Annotated in this window: 18 protein-coding genes and 3 tRNA genes; 17 read left to right on the top strand and 4 right to left on the bottom strand. The window is 71.9% G+C overall.

Going from position 1 to position 22,902, the window contains the following annotated elements; genetic code table 11:
- Positions 1–90: 90 nt before the first annotated feature.
- The 3 genes from BMY61_RS47450 to BMY61_RS06755 are packed head-to-tail and all read left to right on the top strand — an operon-like array spanning position 91 to position 3,578.
- Positions 91–1,371 carry an OB-fold domain-containing protein gene (locus BMY61_RS47450; protein WP_042454231.1) on the top strand — a complete coding sequence of 427 codons (1,281 nt, stop codon included), beginning with the start codon at positions 91–93 and terminating at the stop codon, positions 1,369–1,371.
- Complete coding sequence (locus tag BMY61_RS06760) at positions 1,368–2,552, top strand: lipid-transfer protein (protein WP_042454233.1); 1,185 nt, start codon at positions 1,368–1,370, stop codon at positions 2,550–2,552. Before BMY61_RS47450 ends, BMY61_RS06760 begins: the two co-directional genes overlap by 4 nt.
- Before the next feature lie 42 nt (positions 2,553–2,594).
- Complete coding sequence (locus BMY61_RS06755) at positions 2,595–3,578, top strand: GNAT family N-acetyltransferase (protein WP_042454236.1); 984 nt, start codon at positions 2,595–2,597, stop codon at positions 3,576–3,578.
- Between the two features lie 117 nt (positions 3,579–3,695).
- On the opposite strand, the gene BMY61_RS06750 is transcribed toward BMY61_RS06755, so the two are convergent.
- Positions 3,696–4,676: an EamA family transporter gene (locus tag BMY61_RS06750; protein ID WP_143094206.1), complete on the bottom strand. Its 981-nt coding sequence runs from the start codon at positions 4,674–4,676 to the stop codon at positions 3,696–3,698.
- A 185-nt stretch (positions 4,677–4,861) separates the two neighbouring features.
- On the opposite strand from BMY61_RS06750, the gene BMY61_RS06745 reads away from it, so the two are divergent.
- From BMY61_RS06745 to BMY61_RS06725, 5 genes are all read left to right on the top strand, one after another.
- Complete coding sequence (locus BMY61_RS06745; RefSeq protein ID WP_052439127.1) at positions 4,862–5,731, top strand: DUF1906 domain-containing protein; 870 nt, start codon at positions 4,862–4,864, stop codon at positions 5,729–5,731.
- A gap of 199 nt (positions 5,732–5,930) precedes the next feature.
- Positions 5,931–7,598, top strand: coding sequence for a long-chain fatty acid--CoA ligase (locus BMY61_RS06740; RefSeq protein WP_042454240.1), 1,668 nt, complete (start codon positions 5,931–5,933; stop codon positions 7,596–7,598).
- 242 nt (positions 7,599–7,840) lie between these two features.
- The gene (locus tag BMY61_RS06735; protein WP_143094205.1) at positions 7,841–9,157 is read left to right on the top strand and encodes a hypothetical protein; all 1,317 of its coding nucleotides are present in this window, start codon (positions 7,841–7,843) and stop codon (positions 9,155–9,157) included.
- Positions 9,158–9,386: 229 nt separating this feature from the next.
- A complete protein-coding gene (locus BMY61_RS06730; RefSeq protein WP_042454242.1) occupies positions 9,387–10,331 on the top strand; it encodes a PD40 domain-containing protein in 945 nt (314 codons plus the stop codon).
- A 181-nt stretch (positions 10,332–10,512) separates the two neighbouring features.
- Entirely contained in the window at positions 10,513–11,268 is a 756-nt protein-coding gene (locus BMY61_RS06725) for a hypothetical protein (protein ID WP_143094204.1), read from the top strand.
- Between the two features lie 31 nt (positions 11,269–11,299).
- Here the strand turns inward: BMY61_RS06725 and BMY61_RS06720 are convergent, their stop codons facing one another.
- Complete coding sequence (locus tag BMY61_RS06720) at positions 11,300–14,812, bottom strand: hybrid sensor histidine kinase/response regulator (protein ID WP_143094203.1); 3,513 nt, start codon at positions 14,810–14,812, stop codon at positions 11,300–11,302.
- Positions 14,813–15,019: 207 nt separating this feature from the next.
- Between BMY61_RS06720 and BMY61_RS06715 the strand changes: the two genes are divergently transcribed.
- From BMY61_RS06715 to BMY61_RS06695, 5 genes are all read left to right on the top strand, one after another.
- Positions 15,020–15,110, top strand: a tRNA-Ser gene (locus tag BMY61_RS06715).
- A gap of 408 nt (positions 15,111–15,518) precedes the next feature.
- A tRNA-Arg gene (locus BMY61_RS06710) sits at positions 15,519–15,594 on the top strand.
- A 107-nt stretch (positions 15,595–15,701) separates the two neighbouring features.
- Positions 15,702–15,777, top strand: a tRNA-Arg gene (locus BMY61_RS06705).
- 192 nt (positions 15,778–15,969) lie between these two features.
- Positions 15,970–16,485 carry a L,D-transpeptidase gene (locus BMY61_RS06700; protein WP_052439130.1) on the top strand — a complete coding sequence of 172 codons (516 nt, stop codon included), beginning with the start codon at positions 15,970–15,972 and terminating at the stop codon, positions 16,483–16,485.
- 93 nt (positions 16,486–16,578) lie between these two features.
- Complete coding sequence (locus BMY61_RS06695; RefSeq protein ID WP_042454247.1) at positions 16,579–17,070, top strand: peptidylprolyl isomerase; 492 nt, start codon at positions 16,579–16,581, stop codon at positions 17,068–17,070.
- An 86-nt stretch (positions 17,071–17,156) separates the two neighbouring features.
- Here BMY61_RS06695 and BMY61_RS06690 read toward each other — a convergent pair whose 3' ends face one another.
- A complete protein-coding gene (locus BMY61_RS06690) occupies positions 17,157–17,741 on the bottom strand; it encodes a class I SAM-dependent methyltransferase (RefSeq protein ID WP_201777619.1) in 585 nt (194 codons plus the stop codon).
- 111 nt (positions 17,742–17,852) lie between these two features.
- Between BMY61_RS06690 and BMY61_RS06685 the strand changes: the two genes are divergently transcribed.
- The gene (locus BMY61_RS06685) at positions 17,853–18,374 is read left to right on the top strand and encodes a DUF4240 domain-containing protein (protein ID WP_042454313.1); all 522 of its coding nucleotides are present in this window, start codon (positions 17,853–17,855) and stop codon (positions 18,372–18,374) included.
- A 144-nt stretch (positions 18,375–18,518) separates the two neighbouring features.
- Here the strand turns inward: BMY61_RS06685 and BMY61_RS06680 are convergent, their stop codons facing one another.
- Complete coding sequence (locus BMY61_RS06680; RefSeq protein WP_042454251.1) at positions 18,519–20,042, bottom strand: S53 family peptidase; 1,524 nt, start codon at positions 20,040–20,042, stop codon at positions 18,519–18,521.
- 243 nt (positions 20,043–20,285) lie between these two features.
- Here BMY61_RS06680 and BMY61_RS06675 point away from each other — a divergent pair, with 243 nt between their 5' ends.
- From BMY61_RS06675 to mscL, 3 genes are read left to right on the top strand one after another with little or no spacing between them, the layout of a single operon-like run.
- Positions 20,286–20,768: a MarR family winged helix-turn-helix transcriptional regulator gene (locus BMY61_RS06675; protein ID WP_042454253.1), complete on the top strand. Its 483-nt coding sequence runs from the start codon at positions 20,286–20,288 to the stop codon at positions 20,766–20,768.
- Positions 20,765–22,444, top strand: coding sequence for an MDR family MFS transporter (locus BMY61_RS06670; RefSeq protein WP_082015367.1), 1,680 nt, complete (start codon positions 20,765–20,767; stop codon positions 22,442–22,444). Before BMY61_RS06675 ends, BMY61_RS06670 begins: the two co-directional genes overlap by 4 nt.
- Before the next feature lie 36 nt (positions 22,445–22,480).
- Positions 22,481–22,900, top strand: coding sequence for a large conductance mechanosensitive channel protein MscL (gene mscL, locus BMY61_RS06665; protein ID WP_042454255.1), 420 nt, complete (start codon positions 22,481–22,483; stop codon positions 22,898–22,900).
- The last annotated feature ends 2 nt before the right edge of the window (positions 22,901–22,902 follow it).

The following is a 22,902-nucleotide window of genomic DNA, read 5'->3' as shown; positions in this document are numbered from 1 at the left end:
CTCGGTACGTGACGGCGGCCCCGGGGTGTCCCCCTCGGGGCCGTCGTCCTGTCTTGACACGGTCGCTGTATCTGACGCACTGTCAGATCCGTGAATCTGGAGCTGGAGGCATACCAGGGACTGCCCTCCACGGTGGCTGGAGTGGGGCCCGATCCCGTCAACGCGCCCATGATCAGGCACTGGTGCGAGGCCATGGGCGACACCGTCCCGCCGGACGGGGTCGCGCCGCCCGCGATGCTGCAGGCGTGGACCATGGGACAGTCCGGGCGCAGCGAGCACTTCGACTCCCTGATGCGGGAGCTGGAGGCCGCCGGGTACGGCTCCGTGGTCGCGACCGACTGCGAGCAGGAGTACGCGCGGCCGCTGCGGATCGGCGAGCGGGTGCTCTTCGACTCCGTCATCGAGAGCGTCTCCGCCGAGAAGCACACCGCGCTCGGCACCGGCCACTTCGTCACCACGCGGATGAACGTGCGCGCCTACGACGAGGCGGCCGGGGAGAAGCCGGGCGAGGCCACCCCCGTCGGCACCCACCGGTTCCGGATCCTCAAGTTCAGGCCGACCGGGAAGGGCGAGCGTCCACAGGCTGTGGACACGAGGCCGCGCCGTCCGAGACCCGTGGTCAACCGCGACAACGCCGGCTACTGGGACGGTGTCGCCGCCGGCGAGCTGCGCTTCCAACGCTGCGACGCGTGCGGCACGGCGCGCTTCCCCTGGCTGCCCGGGTGCAACGCGTGCGGCGGCGACCAGTGGCACGCCGAGGCCGCGAGCGGCGACGGCGCGGTGTACTCGAAGGTCACCGTCCACCACCCGCTGCCGGTCGCCTTCGGCGGCAAGCCCTATGCCGTCGCCCTCGTCGAACTCGCCGAGGGTGTGCGGATCGTGGCCAACGTGGTGGGCGCTGCGGCCGACCAGGTGACCATCGGCATGCCCGTCCGTCTCGGATTCCAGCGCTTCGACGAGGAGTTGGTGCTGCCCGTCTTCCATCCGGCCGGCCCGGACCGGCTGCCGCCGCTGCGCGTCCCGCTGACCCGCACGCTCATCGTGTCCGGCGCCATCGCCTCCCGCGACTACCAGGACGTGCACCACGACGCCGAGTTGGCGCGCGCCAAGGGCGCACCGGACATCTTCATGAACATCCTCACCACCAACGGCCTCGTCGGCCGCTACGTCACCGACTGGACCGGACCCGACGCCCGGATCGAGGCGATCGCGATCCGGCTCGGCGTGCCCGCCTACCCCGGCGACGAGCTGCAGTTCAGCGGCGAGGTGACCGAACGCGGCGAGGACGGGCGGACGGTGCTCGCGATCCGCGGGACGAACCGGCTCGGTGTGCACGTCAGCGGAACAGTGAAGGTGAGGAGGCACGGATGAGTCTGCACCGCGCCGACACGCTCGGCGGTCACGCCGCGGTCGCCGGGATCGGGGCCACGGAGTTCTCCAAGGACTCCGGCCGCAGCGAGCTGAAGCTCGCCGTCGAGGCGGTCCACGCCGCGCTCGACGACGCCGGGCTCACGCCTGCGGACGTCGACGGCCTGGTCACCTTCACCATGGACACCAGCCCCGAGATCACCGTCGCCCAGGCGGCGGGCATCGGCGAGCTGTCCTTCTTCAGCCGCATCCACTACGGCGGCGGCGCCGCCTGTGCCACCGTCCAGCAGGCCGCGATGGCGGTCGCGACCGGCGTGGCCGAGGTCGTCGTCTGCTACCGGGCCTTCAACGAGCGCTCCGGACACCGGTTCGGCAGCGGCCTCCAGTCGCGCCAGCCCTCCGCCGAGGGCGTCGCCATGGGCTGGACGATGCCGCCGGGCCTGCTGACACCCGCCTCCTGGGTCGCCCTGCACGCCGCCCGCTACCTGCACACCTACGGGCTCAGCCCGGACGTCCTCGGCCACGTCGCCGTCGCCGACCGGCGCCACGCCGCGACCAACCCGGCCGCGTACTTCTACCGGCGCCCGATCACCCTTGCCGAGCACGCCGCCTCCCGCTGGATCGTCGAGCCGCTGCGCCTGCTCGACTGCTGCCAGGAGACCGACGGCGGCCAGGCCGTCGTCGTCACCTCCGTCGAGCGCGCCCGGGACCTGCGCCACGCGCCCGCCGTCATCGCCGCCGCCGCCCAGGGCGCCGGCCGCGCCCAGGAGGCGATGACCAGCTTCTACCGCGACGACCTCACCGGCCTGCCGGAGCTCGGCGTCGTCGCCCGCCAGCTGTGGCGCAGCAGCGGGCTGCGGCCCGAGGACGTCGACACGGCGGTCCTGTACGACCACTTCACGCCGTTCGTGCTGATGCAGCTGGAGGAGTTCGGCTTCTGCGGCCGTGGCGAGGCGGCCGCGTTCGCCGCCGACGGCGGCCTGGAGCTCGGCGGGCGGCTGCCCGTCAACACCCACGGCGGCCAGCTCGGCGAGGCCTACCTGCACGGTATGAACGGCATCGCCGAGGGTGTGCGGCAGCTGCGCGGCAGCAGCGTCAACCAGGTGGCGGGCGCGTCGGCGGTGCTGGTCACCGCGGGGACGGGCGTCCCGACCTCGGGGTTGGTGCTCACGGCGGACGGGTAATTGCGTTGCCCGCCGGGCCGGGCCGTGCGCAGACTCGATCGTATGAGTGCTGACAGTGCCACGGAGCTCGCCTGGCGTCCCCTCGAGCGCGCGGACGTGCCGGCCTGGCACCGGCTGCTGGTGGCGATCGAGGCGGTCGAGCAGGAGGACGAGAACCCCACCGAGGCCGACGTGCTGACCCGCTTCGACGACCCGTACGTCGACATGGCGCGCGGCAGCCTCGCCGTCTGGGACGGGGGCCGCATGGTCGGCTACCACTACATGAAGGCGCGGACCGTCGCCGAGGCCTCCCACGACTTCTGGCAGTTCGGCGGGGTCGACCCGCAGTACCGCGGCCGCGGCGTGGGCGGGCGACTGCTGACCTGGGCGGAGGACGCCGCCCGGGCACTGAGCGACGAGCGCTTCCCCGGAGTTCCGGTCGTGATGAACGACGGTTGCGGCGTCGGTTCCACCGCGTCGGAGCGGCTCTTCGCCCAACTGGGCTACGAGCCTTCGCGCTGGTACCGCAACATGGTCGTCGCCGACCTGGCGGCGACGGTGCCCGCGCTGCCCGAGTCGCCGGCTCCGGACGGCGTGGAGTTCCGCGTGTTCACGCAGGAGCGCTCGGCGGACGCGCTCGCCGTACGCAACGAGGCCTTCGTGGACCACTACGACAGCGTGCCGCAGACCCCGGAAGGGTGGGCGCACTTCACCGGCGGCCCGGCGTTCCGGGCCGGGAACAGCTTCGTCGCGTACGACGCGGGCCGTGGGACGCCGCTGGCGATCGTCCTGGCCGAGGAGTACGTGACTCCGGAGGGACGCGAGCTCTACGTCGCCCTCGTCGGCACGGTCCGGGCGGGCCGCAAGCGCGGCATCGCGTCCGCGCTGCTGGCCCACACCATGAGGGTGGGCCTGGCCGACGGCTACACCCGGTCCTGCCTCGGCGTCGACGCGGAGTCGCCGACGGGGGCGGTGGGGCTGTACGAGCGGCTGGGGTACCGGGCGAAGCAGACCTGGGTGGCCCAGCGGAAACCCCTGGACGCGTAGCGTCCAGGGGGTGGGGAACTGCGCGAGCAGCCACCCCGCGCGGACGGCCCTGTGCGTTGAGGGCCGGCTGCTCGTCGTCGGCTTGTCGCGCGGTTCCTCGTGCCCCTGGTGGTGCGACTACCTCTTGTCGAAGAAGGTGGCCCCTGCGCTCGCGGCGACCACGCAGGCGATGCCGGCCAGCTGCACCGGTGACAGGACCTGCCCGAGGACGGTGAGTCCGACCAGCGCCGAGACCGCGGGTTCCAGGCTGGCGATGACGCTGAAGACCCGCTGCGGCATCCGCCGCAGCGCCGTCATCTCCAGCAGGTAGGGGGCGAGCGGGAACAGCATCGCCACGCCCGCGGCACTGAGCAGCGGCGCCCACGGGTGGGCGCTGGTGCTGACGCCGTGCCAGGCCTGGGCCGCACCGAAGGGAACGAGGACGATCGCGGCGACCGTCAGCGACAGGGCCAGGCCCTCGAACCCGCTGAACGCCGTGCCGACCTGCTGCGTCAGCAGGATGTAGAGGCCCAGGCAGACGGCCGCGCCGAAGGCGAAGGCCAGCCCGCTCGCCGAGACGTGGCCGGAGCCCCCGCCCACGAGGGTCAGCAGGGCGACGCCCGCCGCGGCGAGCAGCGCCCACAGGACGTGGCCGAGACGTCGGGAGAAGCCGAGGGCGACGGCCAGCGGGCCGAGGAACTCGATGGTGGCGGCGGTGCCCATCGGCAGCCGGGCCACCGCGCTCGCGAAGGTCAGCGTCATGCCGGCCGAGGCGACGCCCAGCAGCGCGGCCGCGCCCAGGTCGCGGGCGCTGCGTCCGCGCAGGCGCGGGCGGGTGGCGAGGAGCAGCACCGCGGACGCGGTGAGCAGCCGCAGCAGCGTGGTCCCGGCGACGCCCAGCTGCGGGAAGAGCGGCGTGGACAGGGCGATGCCGAGCTGCACGGTGACCATGGCCGCCAGACAGAACAGCGGCGCCGGAATCCTGCTCCGGCGCCGCTGTGCTTCCGTTCCCTCGCCCGCAGGCGACGGAGGTGGCGCACCGACACGGACCGACGCGTCGCTCCAGCCACCGTGCTCCTCGAAGGGCGCGGTGCGGGAGGAGGACGGGGTCGAGGTCATGGGGTCGAGTATGCGGTAAGGAGTGTATAAACGGCAATGACCTTACTCTGGCGTGGCATATCGTCAGATAACGGACATTCAGCTCACGATCGCGTGTGACCAAAGCCCGAACCGTTCTGCGCCGTCGTCGCTCTCCGCGGTCTCGAGCCGCGCTGCGCTCACTGCTCTGCACGATGCTTGCGCTGGTGTTCGTACCAGCGCTGGTGTCCCCGACCGAGGCCGCCGCGAGCACGTGGCGAGGAGTGCCGCAGGTCTTCCACGGACAGGCCTTCGACACCTGCTCCGCCCCCGACTCCGCGCTGCTGCGCGCCTGGAGACAGAGCTCTCCCTATGGCGCGCTCGGCCTCTACATCGGCGGCGGCAACCGCGCCTGCTCCCAGCCGCACCTGAACCGCGGCTACGTCCACGCCGCCGCGGCGATGGGCTGGCGCTTGCTGCCGCTCTACGTCGGGGCACAGGCGCCCTGCGTCACCGACGCGCACGCGCGCACCTCGCGGATCAGCTCCTGGAAGGCCTTCGGCCAGGGCCAGTCGGACGGGCAGGACGCGGTCCGTGCGGCCCGCTCGCTCGGCCTCGCCCCCGGCAGCCCCGTCTACCTGGACATGGAGGCGTACTCCCGCGACCGCGGCAAGTGCAGCCTCGCCGTCCTGCGCTACACCACCTCCTGGTCCCGCGCCGTGCACGCGGCCGGCTACCTCTCCGGCTTCTACAGCTCCGCCGACTCCGGCGTCGCCGACCTCGTCTCCCTCGCCGCGACCGGCCGCGGGCCGGCCGCCGAGTGGCGGGCCGGCGTCGACCCCGCCGAGGCCGGCCAGTACCGCGAGGCGGGGCTCACCCGGGCCGCGCAGCAGGTCGGCGCCCTGCCGGACGTGATCTGGTACGCCCGCTGGGACCACCGCTCCTCCACCGACGGCTACCGCGCGCTCGGCCAGAGCCAGTGGGCCGGGCACCACCGCGTCCACCAGTACGTGGGCAACACCACCGAGAGCCACGGCGGACGCACCGCGATGATCGACCGCAACGCGGTGGACGCGCCCGTCGCGGTCGTGGAGTAACGCCGGGCCGAGAGCGGGCCGGGGCTTCCCGGCAGGGCCGAGCGGTGTGACGCTTGTCCTCTGGACAGGTCGCACAGTCGCTCGGCCATTGTCCTGCGGCCGGGTGAGGGCGAGAATTCCCCCACATCGCTCCTACCCACCAGTAGGCAGGGGCTCCGGCCTGGGCGGGGCCGGACAGGTCAGGTCAAGGAGGACCCAGGTGCTCAGCACAATGCAGGACGTCCCACTCACCGTCGGCCGCATCCTCGCCCACGGAGCCGGATTCCACGGCGCGGCGACCGTGGCGACCTGGAACGGCACCCGTGCGGACAGCCGCACCTTCGCCGAGGTCGGCGCCCGCGCCGCCCAGCTCGCCCACGCCCTGCGCGACGAACTCGGCGTCACCGGCGACCAGCGCGTCGCCACCCTGATGTGGAACAACACCGAGCACCAGGAGATCTACCTCGCCGTCCCCTCCATGGGCGCGGTGCTGCACACGCTGAACCTGCGGCTCCCGGCCGCGCAGCTGTCCTACATCGTCAACCACGCCGCCGACCACGCGATCTTCGTCAACGGCAGCCTGCTGCCGTTGCTCGCGCCGTTGCTGCCGACCCTCGCGCCGACCCTGCGCCACATCGTGGTCGTCGGTCCCGGCGACGTGGCCGCGCTGGACGACGCCAAGGCCCGCGGCATCACCGTCCACGCCTACGAGGAGCTGATCGCCGACCGGCCGACCGTCTTCCCGTTCCCGGCCGATCTGGACGAGCGCACTGCCGCGGCCATGTGCTACACCTCCGGCACCACCGGCGACCCCAAGGGCGTCGTCTACAGCCACCGCTCGATCTACCTGCACTGCCTCCAGGTCATCTCCGCCGAGGACTTCGCGCTCACCTCCGCCGACAAGGCGCTGCCGGTCGTGCCGATGTTCCACGTCAACGCCTGGGGCCTGCCGCACGCCGCGTTCATGGTCGGCACCTCGTTGCTGATGCCGGACCGCTTTCTGCAGCCCAAGCCGCTCGCCGAGATGATCCAGGCCGAGCGCCCGACCGTCTCCGGCGCCGTCCCGACCATCTGGACCGGCCTGCTCGACGAGCTGGACCACGGCTCCTACGACACCTCCTCGCTGCGCCGCGTCGTCATCGGCGGCTCCGCCTGCCCGCCGTCGCTGATGAAGGCCTTCGAGGAGCGGCACGACATCACCCTCGTCCACGCCTGGGGCATGACCGAGACCTCCCCGCTCGGCTCCTTCGCGCTGCCCCCGGGCAATCTGACGGCCGAGGAGCAGTGGCCCTACCGCCTCACCCAGGGCCGCTTCCCCGCCTCCGTCGAGCCGCGCATCATCGGCCCCGACGGCACCCCGGCGCCCTTCGACGGCGAGACCGCCGGCGAGCTGGAGGTCCGCGGCCCGTGGATCGCCGGCTCCTACTACGGCGACGACGAGCTCTCCTCCGACAAGTTCAGCGAGGACGGGTGGCTGCGTACCGGCGACGTCGGCACCATCAGCCCCGACGGGTTCCTCACGCTGACCGACCGGGCCAAGGACGTGATCAAGTCGGGCGGTGAGTGGATCTCCAGCGTCGAGCTGGAGAACCACCTGATGGCCCACCCCGACGTGCTGGAGGCGGCCGTCGTCGCCGTCCCGGACGAGAAGTGGGGCGAGCGCCCCCTGGCCACCGTCGTGCTGCGCCCGGAGGCGAAGATCGGCTTTGCCGAGCTGCGCGCGTTCCTCGGCGAGCGCGTCGCCTCCTGGCAGCTGCCCGAGCGCTGGTCGCTGATCGAGTCCGTGCCGAAGACGAGCGTCGGAAAGTTCGACAAAAAGGTCATCCGCGCCGAGTACGCGGCCGGTGAGCTGGACGTCACGCTGCTGGGCAAGGGCGACCAGGGCTGAGACGCCTCTCGAAAACCGTGGCGGCCACCGGGATCCCCGGTGGCCGCCCGCGCATTTCGTGGGTTGTCCGGTCGAACGCGATGAATTTCCCCGGTACATTCCCCAAAGGTCCGTTCAACTCCAAGTTCTGCACGGTAGTTGAACGTCCCGTCGACCGACCGACCTTCTGGGGTGTCCGTACTCGCTGATATTGTGCGGAGGCAAATTATCAAGGCCTCTCCGCATCAATTCAGGAGCAAACTATGGCAAATCGCCGTGCGGTCAAGGGCATGGCCTCGGCATTCATCGCCGGGGGTGTCGTTCTGGGCGGGGCGACCGCCGCGCACGCGAATACGGGAATATCCGTCCAGTACGCGCAGAACGACGCCGTGAACAACGGCAAGCTGGATCTTTCGCTTGCCGCGCCGACCGCCGTGAGCAACGTGAAGGTCAGCCTGTACTCCATGACCACGCAGCAGACCGTGGCCACGGTGACGAACTTCGAGCTGACCTCGGGCACCACGACGAACGGCGTCTGGGAGCCGAAGACCCGCATCCAACTGCCGTCGCTGGGCTCGTACCGGATCGACGTGTCAGCCACCGACGCGGGCGGCGACACCCTGTCCACCACGGGTGCCGGCTACTTCTACTACTCGGTGCGGACCAATCTCAACGACTCCACGGTCGACCGCACCACCGTCGACTACCAGCACCGCAGCATCACCATGAGCGGCCACCTGATGGGTCAGTGGCCGAGCTCGGGTGCCGTCACGCCGCTGGAAGGGCTCACCGTGGGCGTGTCCTCCTACTTCCAGTACGGAGAGGCGACGACTGCGGCGGACGGCAGTTGGTCGGTGACGCTCCCGGTCACCGACCAGTACCAGAACACGATTCAGGCGTCCTTCTCCTACGACCAGAATCACCCCTTCGACAGCCAGTCGTCCTCGCGCCTGATCCCGATCACGATCAAGAAGACGGCGACCAAGCTGGTGATGACGCCGAGCGTGCGCACCATCCCCTTCCAGGGCACGGTGAACTCGACGAGCGCGACCCTGCTCTGGGATTCGCCGACGGGATGGGCGCCGCTGGCGGGCAAGAACCTCGGCTCCAACTCCTTCGGGAACTACGTCCAGGAGACCACGGACCTGAACGGCAACGCGCTGTTCCCTGCGACGCCGTCCCTGTGGAGCGACTACACGATCCAGGCCGGGTGGGTCAGTGACGACCTCTACCTGGCCGACGCGCAGGCGAGCAGCACGATCACCGTCGTCCAGCCGGCGGCCTTCGCGTCCTTCACCCCCACGCGCACGGACGCGTCGACCGTCTCCGTCGCGGGCGACCTCGCGTTCAGCGGGCTTGAGACCCCCGGCACCATCCCGGTGGACATCCAGTTCTCCACCAGTGGCAAGGGCGGCTGGACGACCGTCGCCACGGTGCCCAACTCCTCCTGGGACGGGACCGGGTACGGCTTCTCGGCCACGGTTCCCAGCACCACCGCCGGGTACTGGCGCGCCACCTTCGCCGACGGCAGGCAGTTCCAGACTGCGGTGAGCTCGGTCGTCTACCTCCCGGCTTCCTGACGCTCACTGAGGACGGACGGACCCGCTCCCTCGCGGTCGGCTCCGTCCGTCCTCATGTGGCAGCGGTCCGCGCCGGGTACGCGGCAGGTGGTCATCCCCCGCTGTTGCGAGCCGGTGACATCAGCCCCACAGAACCACGATCTCCGGCCGTCAGGATGGTCACATCGCACCGAGCGGCCGCAGTTCCCGGACCGTCGCCACCGCTCGCTTCCTTGGGGAGGGACCCGCCATGACCGCTCGTCACCGCCGCACCGCGGCCGCCGTCGTGATCGCCGCCGCCGCTCTGGCGGGCGCCCTCGCGCCCACGCTGGCCAACGCGGCCCCGCGTGGCGAGGCCACCACGGCCGCGACGTTCCTGAACGGCACCGCCCACAACGGTCTGACCATCAGCAACGGCACCCGGTGGGTCGTCATGAACGGTACCCGGGTCGACTTCGGCACCGACGTCCGCGACCTGGCCTGGAACCCGAGCGGGACCAAGGCGGCCTTCGTCGACAGCTTCGGCAACCTCGACGTCGCGAACCCGAACGGCAGCGGCCGGGTCGTCGTGGTCAAGCACGTCGCCGGTCAGAACTTCTCCCACCCGACCTGGCAGGTCGCCAAGGCCGACCGGGTGGACGGGATTCCGGCCAAGGACAACCTGATCTTCGTCGCCGCCAAGGGCGGCACCACGCGCCTGGAGACCGTCCGCGCCACCGCGCACGACGGCAAGCCCGCCCTGCTGCCGCTCGGCAACTACGCCGGCCCGGGCGAGACTGCCAACCCCACGACCGGCAACGCCTGGCCGAACGGCGGCGGTGGCTACGGCACGATCGTCTACGACAACACCCACACCGGTGACGTCTACATCCGCGACGACTACATCCGCCAGCAGGGCGGCGCCCTCCTCCCGGGCTCCGAGCCGGCGCTCTCGCCCAACGGCGAGGAGGTCGTCTTCGTCCGCTCGGTCGGCGGCCACGACCACATCTTCGAGGAGAACCTCGGCACCTCGAAGCCCGTGGCCCGGGACCTCACCCCGCACGCCACCGCCAACTACACCGAGCCCACCTTCTCGCCGAACGGTGCCTCCATCGCCTTCCGCACCCCGACCGGCGTCGACGTGATCGCGGACCAGGGTCGCGGCGTCCCGGTCAAGGTCTCCAGCTACACCGGCCTCCCCGCCTACCGCGGCTGAGGGACCACCACGTGAGGGGCGCGGGGAATCTCCCCGCGCCCCTCACGCGCGTTCGGCCTCCCCGCAATCTGCAACCGTTGCGGCGGGTCACCGCACCACGACCCCGCCCTGAGCCGCGTCCGGTGGAACACCACGGTGTACCCTCCGGCCCCGGTGGTTCCGTGATGTGGGAGGGGAAGCCGTGGAGCGGCGAATAGTGGTCGGCACGCTGGCGACGGCAGCGGCGGGGGCGGTCGTGGCCGGTCTGGCCGCGTTCGGCACCGGGGCCGGGGGTGGGCGGGAGTCGGCGGCGGCCGCCGAATCGGCGCAGGCCGTGGTGCAGTTGGTGCGCGGGGACCTGGTCGCCGGGTTCTACGCGCCCGGCGGCAGCTACGGCGGGGTGTTCACGCAGGGCACCCTCGTGCAGCAGGTCGAACAGCACGGAGGCGTGCTGCTGACCATGGCCGCCGACCCCGCGCGGGCGACGAACCGCGCGACCCTGCTGCTGGACGTCGACGGGACGCCGACCTGCTACGCGCTCTCCTTCGGGCTCGGCGCCGCGTCGGTGCGGGCCATCGAGCAGGCCTGCCCGGCGCGGGTGGACGTCGCGGCGGCCCGCCGGATGCTGGAGCGGCGCCTGCCGTCGGTCGACGCCGTCGTGCCCGGGCAGTACGCCACGGACGGGTCCGGCGTCCGCGCCCTGCTCGCGCGCGCCACCGTCACCACGTCCGCGGCCCGCGCGGACAGCGCCGTGGTCGAAACCACCACGGCGGGCGGGGTGCTCAGCGGCACGGCCCGGATCGAGGGCGTCTGCTACATCCTCCGCCTCGGCGGTCCGGCGACCCAGCAGACCGTGCCGCTGTGGCAGGCGCCGCTGGACGACCAGCCGACCTGCGGCGCCGCCCAGGCGGCGGCCGCGTCGGGCACCTTCGGCGAGGACCCGGCGCAGGCCGGGTGACCTGCCGTCACCGCGCGCTCGACGCAGCGGGTCAGGTCTCGCCCAGGGCGCCGATGCGGCCGAGCAGGTCGACGATGCGGGCCTGGACCTCCGGCGAGGTGGACCGTTCCGCGAGGAACAGGACCGTCTCGCCCGAACGCAGCCCGGCGCGCTGCTCGGGACCGTCCACGGAGGTGTAGACGACGAGCGGGGTGCGGTGCAGCCGGTTGTTGCCGCGCAGCCAGTCCACGATGCCCATCCGGCGGCGCCGGATCAGCATCAGGTCCATCACGACCAGGTTCGGCTGGACGCTGCTCGCCCGCGACACCGCGTCGTTCTCCGACGCGGCGTGCTCGACGTGCATGCCGCGCCGTTCCAGCGCGGCCGTGAACGCCGAGGCGACGTGCGGGTCCTGCTCGATCAGCAGCACGCGCGGGGCGTGCCGCTCGCTGTCGCGCGGGGCGAGCGCGCGCAGCAGCACGGCCGGGTCGGCCCCGTACGCGGCCTCCGGTGTGGCCTGGCCGAGGCCGGCCGTCACCAGCACCGGCACGTTCGCATCCCCGGCGGCGGTGCGCAGCGACTGCAGCGCGGTGCGCGTGATCGGCTCGGTCAGCGGGTCGACGAACAGCGCCGCCGGGAAACCGGGCACCTGCGCGTCGAGCTCGTCCCGGGTGCGGACCAGGATCGGCTTGTAGCCGCGCTCCTGCAGCGCCTGACGGGTCGACGGGTCCGGCTCCGGCCAGACCAGCAGGCGGCGCGGCCGCCCGTCCGAGGCCGGGGCGACCATGGTCGGGTAGTCGGCGCCCGCGATGAACTCCAGCCGACTCTCGGTCAGCGGGCCCTCGTCGCCCGGCTGCTGCGCCGACGACTGCTGCGACTGCGACTGGGCCTGGAACTGCTGCGGGACGGGGTGTCCGTGCGGCGGGGTCGGCTGCGTGGGCAGCGGCGTGCCCGCCGGCGGCGTCTGCACCGCCTGGAGCGGGGACTGCGACAGGCTCATCACGCCGCCGCGGCCGCCGAAGGTGCCGCCGTTCGGCACCGGCGCGGCCGGGGGCAGCGGCAGCGCCGCGTGGCTGCGTGCCCGCGACTGCTGCGGGACGGGGGTGCCGGGGGCCGAGCCGATGGCCTGCCGTCCCATCGGGACGCCGCCGTTCGCCTCCCGGGCCTCCCGCGCGCCCTGGGCGGGGGCGGGGGCCGGCGCGGGGCCGAGCTCGAAGCGCCCGCCGAAGGGCGCGGACGCGGCCTCGGCGGCCATCGGAGCCGGAGCCGTGCCGGGCTGCATCGACGGCACGGGCGGCACGGCCGGATGGACCGGCTGCAGCGCCGCAGGGCCCGTCTCGGCGGGTTCCTCGCCGCTGGGGAGGGCGTAGGGGCCGTGCGACTGCGGCGCCGCGCCGTTCTGCCCCGCCGGGGCCTCGTCGCCGGCCGCGGGGCCGAGGGCGAGGCGGCGTCGGCGGCCGTTGCCGTTGGCCTGGCGCCGCTGCTCGGGCGTGATCACGCTGCCGGCCGGGGGCAGCGCGTGCTCCAGGCCCGGGTAGACCGGGCCGCCGATCAGGCCGGGGAACTCGCCGGACTGCTGCTGCTCGACCGCGCCGGACTCCTGCCCCGGCAGCGCCGGCAGGTGCTGTCCCGACTGCTGCAGGGCCTGCTGGGCCTGCAGGGCGGCGAGCTGCTCGGCCTGCTGCTGCTCGTACTCCTCCTGCTGGGCGCGTGGCGGACGGACCACCTCGGGCGCGGGCAGGCGGTTGCGGCGTCGCGAGCGGTCCGTTCCCTCGGCGGGCGTCTGCTGCCCCTGGGCCGGGGTACCGGCCGCGGGGGTGGCGCTCTCCGCCGCGGCCTCGCCGGCCGGCAGCGCGGCCGGGGCCGGGGGCTCCAACGGGAGCTCCGGCAGCAGCGTCGTCGCGTTCTCGCCCGGCGCGGGCTGCGGAGCGAACGCCGCCGCGTTGGCCGGGTCCAGCGGCAGCTCCACGATGTAGACGCGGCCCTGCCCGTCGGGCAGCTCCTGCGACTGCAACACGCCGCCGTGGCGCTCCACGATGCGCCGCGCGATCGGCTCGTGCACCGTGCCGGTGCCGAGGCCGGGGCCGCGGAGTTCGATCCGGGCCACCTCGCCGCGCTGTGCGGCCGCGACGACCACGCCGCCGCTGCCCGCGCGCCGCGCGCCGTGCCGACCGCCCGGGCGGCGTCCGGACAGCCCGGAGGCCACCCCGACCGCCATCCCGTACAGCTCGTTGCCGCTGCTCGTGCCCGCCTCGGGCGCGACCGCGACCTCCGCCAGCAGATGCCCGAGCGCCTCGGCCAGCCGGTCGGCGTCCCCGATCAGCTCGACCTGCGCGGGGTGCACCGAGATGTCCACGCGGCCCGCGCCGAGCAGCTCCGTTGCCTTGGCCACGGCCTCGTTCAGCACCGCGTCGAGCTGTACCGGCTGCTGCGCCAGGTGCTCCTTGCCCGCCTCCACGGCGGCGTCGAAGCGCTGGTACGACAGCACCCCGTCGACCAGCGCGGAGGTGCGGCGGCACTCGTCGGCCAGCCGCCGCAGCACCCAGTTCGCCTCCGGCCACAGCTGGCCGGCCGGGTCGCGGGCCAGCTGCTCCAGGGTGTCGTTGAGCCGGTCGAGCGGCTTGCGCAGCTCCTGCTCCAGGACGGCCGTCAGGTGCTCGTGGCGGTCGGCGAGGTTCAGGTAGGGGGTGCGGTCGGTGAACGTCATCACCGCGCCGACCAGCTGGTCCCCGTCGCGCACCGGGGCCGTGGACAGCTCCACCGTCACCGGCCGGCCGTCCTTGCGCCACAGCGTCGCGGTGCGGACCCGGTGCCGGCGCCCGGAGCGCAGCGTGTCGGCGAGCGGGGACTCCTCCGGCGGCAGCGGCGAGCCGTCGGGGCGCGAGTGCATCACCAGCGGCAGCAGCTCCGCGCCGCCCAGCTCCCCGGCCCGGTGGCCGAGGATGTGCGCGGCGGCGGGGTTCACCAGGACGACCAGGCCGTCGGTGTCGACGCCGACCACGCCCTCGGCGGCGGCGCGCAGGATCATCTCGGTCTGCTTGTGCTGACGCCGCAGCTCCGCCTCGACCTCCAGCCGGGCGCTGAGATCGCGCACGACGATCAGCAGCAGCTCGCGGTCGCTGGGGGAGTTCACGCCGGGGCCGGCGCCGTAGTACGAGCCCGAGCCGTAGGAACCCGAGCTGTACGAGCCGGACGAGCCGGACGAGCTGCTCATGGAGAGCCGGCCGTCGTCCTCGAACTCGGCGGCCTGCACCTCGACCGCCAGGGAGGCCCCGTCGGTGCGCAGCGCGTTCATCCGGACCGGCGCGTCGTCGTCCTCGTCGCCCTCGGCGCCGCCGCCCTTGCGGGGGCGCATCGAGCCGGGGATCCGGCTCGGATCGAAGTCGGGCAGGAGGGACAGCACGCCCCGGCCGACCAGCGACGTCCCGGGAGCCTGGAGGCTGCGCACCGCCGCGGCATTGGCGTCGACAACGGTGCCGTTGCTGTTGACCAGCAACAACGCGTCAGGGAGGGCGTCGAGTATCGCTGCGAGGCGAGCAGTGCCTCGGGTCGGCCTGCTGCTCACGACGGGAGGTCCTCCTACTCGCTTCCTTGCTGCTCCTTGCGGCTGCCGGCGGCGGGAGCCGCTTCGGCCAGCTAGCACTATCGCATTGTTTTTGCGTCCCCGGCGACCCGCCTAGTAACGTGGTCCGGGGTTGGCCGCAGCCCCCAGGGTTGTGGCATCATCCATGCAGACGGTTGTGATCGCCAGTCGGCGAGCGCAGACGTTTGAGGAGGCTTCGCCTAGTCCGGTCTATGGCGCCGCACTGCTAATGCGGTTTGGGCTTTACCGTCCATCGAGGGTTCAAATCCCTCAGCCTCCGCTCCACTCCGGGGCCCTGATCTGTTACCCAGGTCAGGGCCCTGTGGCGTTCCCAGGGGGCCGGCGACCTCCGCGCCGGGTGACCTGTGCCGCTCACCCGTGCCGCTCACCCGCGCGGACCCGCCCGCGCGGCCTCGGGCCTCGTCCTGCCGTCCCCTGGTTCCGCACCCTGCTGCCGTCCTCCGCCGCGGGTGTCGGCACCTCGGTGGACTTCCCGGCCTGACCGGACGACCGGCGCCGCAGGCAGACCCGCCGGCGGGCGGGCCCGCAGACCCGCAGGTGGGAGGCCTGTCGGACGGTCGAATACTCGATTTCGCCTCCGGGCTGCGGTCGTGTAATGTTCTTCTCGTGAGGCCGCGAGGGGCAGGCGAGAGCCGAGTCCGGAGCAGGCCGAACACCAACTGAACAAGCGCTCGTAGCTCAACGGATAGAGCATTTGACTACGGATCAAAAGGTTGCAGGTTCGAATCCTGCCGAGCGCACCAGCTGAGAGGCTCTCCCCGATCGATCGGGGAGAGCCTCTCGCGGTTCGGCGCACTGATCGCCCGATTTCGTCCCGAGGCCTCCCGTCGTGTATGGTCTCTGGGGTTCGGCGCTCGTAGCTCAACGGATAGAGCATTTGACTACGGATCAAAAGGTTGCAGGTTCGAATCCTGCCGAGCGCACCAGCTGAGAGGCCCTTCCCGATCGATCGGGAAGGGCCTCTCGCGGTTTCAGCGCCGGGGCAGCCTGCCCACCGGGCTCCCCGGTTGCGTCACCGTCTGCGGGAATGCTGATCCGATGGGATGAAGAATCGATCGACCGTGATTCAGTTCTTTTCTGGTTGGCCACTGTTGAGGTTCATGAAGAAACGTTCAGTCATGGGTGTTCCGCAGGCCTCCCTCGCCGCGGTGATGGTGTTCGTCGTCACGGTGCTCGGCGCCGTCTTCGCGCCCGGCGCGCAGGCGGCGACGGCGCGGGCGGCGCGGGCGGTGCGGCCGAGCGTCGCGGAACTGCGGCACTGCCACGCGGACGGGCAGAACCCCGTCGTGTGCGTGGACCTGAGCGCGCAGCGGATGTGGGTGATGAAGGGCAAGGCGGTCGTCTTCGCGCCCGTCACGGTGCGGACCGGACGGCGCGGGCACGTGACGCGGACCGGAAAGTTCCGGATCTACTGGCGGCATCTGCACCACTGGTCCACCGAGTACAACTCGCCCATGCCGTACAGCCAGTTCTTCAGCGGCGGTGAGGCGCTGCACGCCATCTTCGGGAACATCCACCGCGGCCCCGGCTCCTACGGCTGCGTGAACCTGACCCTGCACGACGCCGCGCGGCTGTGGTCGGTGACCCGGAAGGGGACCGCCGTGGAGGTGTGGGGGCGCAAGCCGGGCACGTGAGGGCGTGAGGGTCCTGGGGAGGAACCGCCCGAATCGGGGCGTACGGGTGGGATGGCGAGCGATCACTGTGCCGGGGATGTGAGGATGGTGCCCATGAGTGACAACGTTTTCTTCGACATCACCATCAACGACGAGCCGGCCGGCCGGATCGTCTTCAAGCTGTTCGACGAGGTCGTCCCGAAGACGGCCCGCAACTTCCGCGAGCTCGCCACCGGTGAGCAGGGCTTCGGCTACGAGGGCTCGCACTTCCACCGCGTGATCCCGGATTTCATGCTCCAGGGTGGCGACTTCACCGCCGGTAACGGCACCGGCGGCAAGAGCATCTACGGCGAGAAGTTCGAGGACGAGAACTTCCAGCTGAAGCACACCAAGCCGGGTCTGCTGTCGATGGCCAACGCCGGCCGCAACACCAACGGCTCGCAGTTCTTCATCACCACCATCGTCACCGACTGGCTCGACGGCAAGCACGTCGTCTTCGGCGAGGTCGTCGAGGGCATGGACGTCGTCAAGAAGATCGAGGGCCTCGGCTCCCGCACCGGCGCCACCAGCGCCAAGGTGAAGATCGCCAAGTCCGGCACGGTCTGATCCACGGATCGTCCGACGCCGTTCGAGCGGCGCCGTTGGGGCGCCCGAGCCACCGGCTCGGGCGCCCCACGCACGTCCGGGTGCTGTCAGGCCCGGGCGACCAGGTCGAGGACGTGCCAGTGCTTCGGGCCGCCGACGGCATGGCCCTCGCGTTCCTCCTCGCGCAGCGCGACGATCTCCAGGCCGTCGAGCAGGGCGCGGGCCTCGGCCAGGGTGTGGGTGGTGATCGCGGGGTCCGCCGCCCAGGTGTCGCGCGGGCCGAAGAGGTTCACCGCGAGCAGCGCGCCGGGCTCCAGCGCGGCGCGGATCAGCGACCAGGTGCGCGCGAAGGTGTCGGGCCGCTGGAAGGGCAGGGCGTAGCCCGCGTAGACCAGGCCCGCCCGCGGCAACCGGTCCAGCGAGCCGAAGGACTGCTCGGTGACGGTCAGGCGGGCGCGGTCCTCGGGCGGGGCCGACGCCTCGATCCGCAGGTGCGCGCCGGGCGCGCCGTCGAGAGCGATGACGTGCCAGCCGGCGGCCAGCAGGGCCGCGGTCTCCCGTCCGGCTCCCGCGCCGAGGTCGAGGGCGAGCCGCCCGCGGGGGTCCCCGGCGGTGCGGATCGCCTCCAGGCAGAGGGCGCGGACGGGGTTGCCGGAGGTGGCCGCGTAGAACGGCTCCCAGTCGTCGAACATGTCGTTCATTGTGCGTCCGCGTGCGTCCGCGCTGTGTCCGCGTGTGTCCGCGGGCGCCCGAGGTCCGCGGGCGTTGTCAGTGGTGGGTGCCATGCTGCGGCCATGGACAGCGTGGACATCCGGGGGTTCTGGCAGCTGATCGAGGAGGCCCGTGGCAGCGGCCCGGAGGGGGTCGCGGCGCGGGCGAGCGCGGTGCTCGCGCGGCGGGAGCCGGGGGAGATCGTCGCGGCCCAGCGGGGGCTGTGGGCGCTGATGGCGGCGTCGTACCGCAGTTCGCTGTGGGCGGCGGCGTACATGATCAACGGTGGCTGTTCCGACGACGGCTTCGACTACTTCCGCGGCTGGCTGATCCTGCAGGGGCGGGAGACGTTCGAGCGCGTCGTCGCCGATCCGGACGCGCTGGCCGAGCTGCCGGCGGTCCGCGCGGCGGTCGCGCAGGGGGAGGATCTGGACGGCGAGGAGGCCCTCTCCATCGCCTGGCAGGCGCACCTCGCCGCGACGGGCGCGGAGCTGCCGCCGCGGTCGTTCAGCGTCCGCTACCCGGAGCTGGACCAGGCGTGGAACTTCGACTTCGACGACAAGGGCGAGATGCGCCGCAGGCTGCCGCGCCTTGCGGCTCTTTACGGTGGTTAGTTGCACCACCCAGGGGCGCGAGGAACTGCGCGGCGAGCCACCGTGTGTGGTGGCTCGCCGAACGAGCAGGGCCATCCGCACGCCGGTGGTTGCTCGCGCCCACGCGGCGGAGCCGCATACCGGCAGAGCCTCGCGCCCCTGGGTTCAGTGCGCCGCCGCGACCAGGTCGGGCAGGAGCAGGGCCGCGTTCGGGGTGCCGAGGCCGGTGACCGGGTCCCAGCCCGCGGACGCGGAGTAGCCCGCGACGGTCGGGTCGGTCTGGTTGTTGCCGATGGTGATGTCGTTGAAGTCCGCCGCGTACTGCGTCGGGTTCGCCGCCACCTTGTAGAGCGCCGGGTTGATCTGACCGAGGCCGCCGCCGTTGATCTGGTCGGCGATGGCGACCAGGCCGGCCCACTGCGGGCACGACAGCGACGTGCCGCCGATGTCGTACCAGCCGGTGCTGCACGCGGTGGCGCCGCAGTTCAGGCCGCCGTTGCCGTCCGGCGGGAGGGACGTGTAGACGAGCATGCCGGTGCCGGAACTGGCCTGCAGGGAGATGTCCGGGACGCCGCGCATCGCGCCGATCGCGGTGCTACCGGTCGGCAGGGTGTCCTGGTAGGCGGGGCGGGAGAAGATCGAGCTGTAGCCGCCGCCTCCGTCCGTCCAGCCGACCTCGGCCTGGCCGGGGTTGGCCTGGCACTTGGCCGGGTTGCTGCTGCTGTCGACCGTGCGCGGGTCGGCCCCGGCCGCGTTCGCGTTCGTGCACAGGTACGTGCCGCCGACGCCGGTGACCAGCGGGTCGGAGGCGGGCCACTCGACGCCCGGGTCGGGCAGCGTCCGGGGGTTCTTCACGGGTGTCTTCAGCGTGATCGCCGAGCCGTTGTCGCCGGAGGAGCCGAGGACGGTGACGCCGTTCGCGGCGGCGTCCTGGAAGGCGTAGCGCAGGTTCTGCAGTGCGGCGCTGCTGGAGAAGGCGCCCTCGCCGGAGGCGAAGGACTGCGAGATGACATTGGCCAGGTGGTGCTGGACGACGTAGTCCTCGGCCGCCATCATCTGCGGCATGCCCTGGACGCCCAGGGTCTCCGCGGTGGGCGTGGTGACCAGCAGGATGTTCGCGCCAGGTGCCATCGCGTGTGCGGTCTCGACGTCGAGGGAGACCTCGAGCGCCCAGGCGGCCTTGTTCTCCTGTCCGGTGCCCTTGCTCTGGGACGGCGGAGCGACGGTGGCGGGCGCGCCCTGGAGCTGCAACTCGCTGAAGGAGGGCATCCCCGGCGCGCAGGCGACGGACTCCTCGCCGCACATGGCGGCGATGCCGAAGGCCTGGTCGAAGACGTGGAGGTCGTGGGCCATGGTGTCGCTGCCGTAGGAGTCCACGATCGCGATGGTCATGCCCGCGCCGTTGTAGCCCCGGGCGTAGAGCGGGCCGACGTCGTAGGCGGCCTGCACGGACTGCGGCTGGAAGCAGCGCCGTCCGGCCGAGGAGCACTGGGCCTGGGTGGGCGGGGTGGTCGAGGTGCTGAGCTGGGTGTACTCGGCGACGGTCGGTCTGACCTGCGGGTACGTGGCTGCTGACGCGGTTGTCGCCGCGGTCGCGCTGAGCGCGGCGCTCGGCACGACCAGGGTCAGGCCGCCCACGACGGCGGCGAGCAGTCGGCGACGTGCGCGACGAGCGGGGGGTGGAACCATTGAGCGCCCTCCAGAGGGTGTGAGGGGGATCAGGGTCCGTGCGAGCGCCCACGCTAGAGGGGGAATCTGCTTCCGCACTACGCCTCGGACAGGACCGAGACCGGAGCGCAACCAACTGCCTCCTCTTGCGGTGGTGCTCGGTCCGGAGGCCGAGCCCGGCTCCTCCTGAAGTTGGATTTTGCACGCACCGACGTGCGCTACATTTAGTTGCTGGGAGCAAGCAACTATGTAGGGGGGCGGGTCGTGGAGACGACGACGCCGGTCGCTGCGGTCGGTCCGGTGGATCCGGTCGCCGCGGAGCTGGGCGAGGAACTGGTCCGGTTCTTCCGGCTGATGCAGGCCAAGCGGCAGCGCTCGCGGGACGAGAACGGCGGCGACGCCGCGCTGCTCGCGGTCCTGGTCCGGTGCGGCCCGAGGCGGGCGACGGACCTCGCCGGTGATGCGCACCTGGATCTGTCGACCGTCAGCCGCCAGGTCCGCTCGCTGGTCGAGCGCGGGCTGGTCGAGCGGACCCCCGACCCGGACGACCGGCGCGGCGCGCTGCTGACGGTCTCTCCGGCCGGCCTCGCCGCGTTCGACGCCTTCCGTGAGCAACGCAACCGGGAGCTGAGCACGCTCCTGGAGAACTGGACGGGGGAGGACCGCCACGAGCTGGTCCGACTCCTGTCCCGCCTGAACGACGAATTCGCCCGGCGTCACTTCGCCGAGCAGGGAGCAGCCAAGTGAGCAGCAGCAACAGTCATGGAGGGGCGGCCACGGCCGCCGCGCCGGGCATACCCGAAGCGGCCAAGGCCGGACTGAGCCACCGCCAGATCCTGACGATCCTGTCGGGCCTGATGATGGGCATGTTCCTGGCCTCGCTCGACCAGACCATCGTCTCCACCGCCATCCGGACCATCGCCGACGACCTGCACGGCCTGAGCGAGCAGGCCTGGACGACCACGGCCTACCTGATCACCTCGACGATCGCCACGCCGCTCTACGGCAAGCTCTCCGACATCTACGGCCGCAAGCCGTTCTTCCTCGCCGCGATCAGCATCTTCGTCGTCGGCTCGGTCGCCTGCACCTTCTCCACCTCGATGATCGAGCTGGCCGCGTTCCGCGCCTTCCAGGGCATCGGCGCCGGTGGTCTGATGTCCCTCGCGCTGGCGATCATCGGCGACATCGTGCCGCCGCGCGAACGCGCCCGCTACCAGGGCTACATCCTCTCCGTCTTCGCCACCTCCAGCGTGCTCGGCCCGCTGGTCGGCGGCTTCCTGGCCGGCCAGAGCTCGATCCTGGGCATCGCCGGCTGGCGCTGGGTCTTCCTGGTCAACGTGCCGATCGGCATCGTCGCGCTGGTCGTCGTCGCCAAGGTGCTGAACGTCCCGCACGTCCGCCGCGACCAGCGGATCGACTGGTGGGGCGCGGTCACGATCGCCGTCGGTGTGGTGCCGCTGCTGCTGGTGGCCGAGCAGGGCCAGGCCTGGGGCTGGACCTCCGCGCGTTCGCTGTCCTGCTACGCGATCGGCGTGGTCGGCATCATCACCTGGATCCTCGTCGAGCGCCGGATGGGCGACGCCGCGCTGATCCCGATGCGGCTCTTCTCCAACAAGGTGTTCAGCCAGACCAGCATCCTCTCGGTGCTGATCGGCATGGCGATGTTCGGCGGGATGATGATGATCCCGCAGTACCTGCAGATCGTGAAGGGCGCGAGCCCGACCAAGTCCGGTCTGATGATGCTGCCGCTGATGCTCGGCATGATGGTCACCTCCATCGTGGTCGGCCGCCTGATCGCCCGCACCGGGCACTACAAGATCTACCCGGTCGTCGGCACCGCCGTGATGGTCGGCGCGATGCTGCTCTTCCACTTCCGGGTGGAGTGGAACACCCCGCTGCCCGAGACCATGGGCTACATGGCCGTCTTCGGCGTGGGCCTCGGCCTCACCATGCAGACGCTGACGCTGGCCGTGCAGAACGCGGTCCCGCCGCAGGACATGGGTGTGGCCACCGCCTCCGCCACCTTCTTCCGCCAGCTCGGCGCGACGGCCGGTACGGCGATCTTCCTCTCCGTGCTGTTCAGCACGGTCAAGGACAACGTCGCCAAGGCCTTCACCGCCGCCCAGCACACCCCGGCCTTCCAGCACGCGGTCGCGCAGAACCCGCACGCGCTCAGCGGCGCGAACTCGGGCTCGGTGCTGAGCGACTCCTCCTTCATCCAGCAGCTGCCGGACGCCCTCGCGGCACCCTTCAAGATCGGCTTCGCCGACTCGATGCACCTGGTGTTCCTGATCGCCTCCGGCGTGGCGGCGGTGGCCTTCCTGCTCTCACTGGTCATCAAGGAGGTTCCGCTGCGCAAGGTTTCCGGCATCCAGGCCCAGGCTGCGGCGCAGAAGGCGGAGGAACTGGACAAGTCGGCGTAACTTACGTCCCCCTAACGGGTGATACGGTGACCCGCCATGAAGGGATTCCGGAAGTTTCTGCTCCGCGGCAATGTCGTTGATCTCGCCGTCGGTGTCGTCATCGGTGCGGCCTTCACGGCCGTCGTGTCGGGGTTCGTCAAGGACTTCCTGACCCCGCTGATCGGCCTCTTCGGCGGCGCGAACAACGACCTCGGCAAGAAGACCTGGCACAGCTTCGCGTACGGCGACTTCATCAACGTGGCGCTGAGCTTCCTGATCACCGCCGCCGTCGTCTACTTCTTCGTGGTGCTGCCGATCAGCAAGCTGACGGCCCGCTTCGCGACGAAGGCGGACGTGGACGCGCCGAAGAAGGACTGCCCGGAGTGCCTGAGCTCCATCCCGGCCGCCGCCAGCCGCTGCGCGTTCTGCACGGCGCCGGTGCCGGTGGAGTTCGCGACCACCGTGCCGAGGCAGTAGCC

Origin of the sequence: Streptacidiphilus jiangxiensis, assembly GCF_900109465.1 — a bacterium.
Taxonomy (GTDB): Bacteria; Actinomycetota; Actinomycetes; order Streptomycetales; family Streptomycetaceae; genus Streptacidiphilus; species Streptacidiphilus jiangxiensis.
This window is presented reverse-complemented; position numbering and strand designations above follow the sequence as displayed.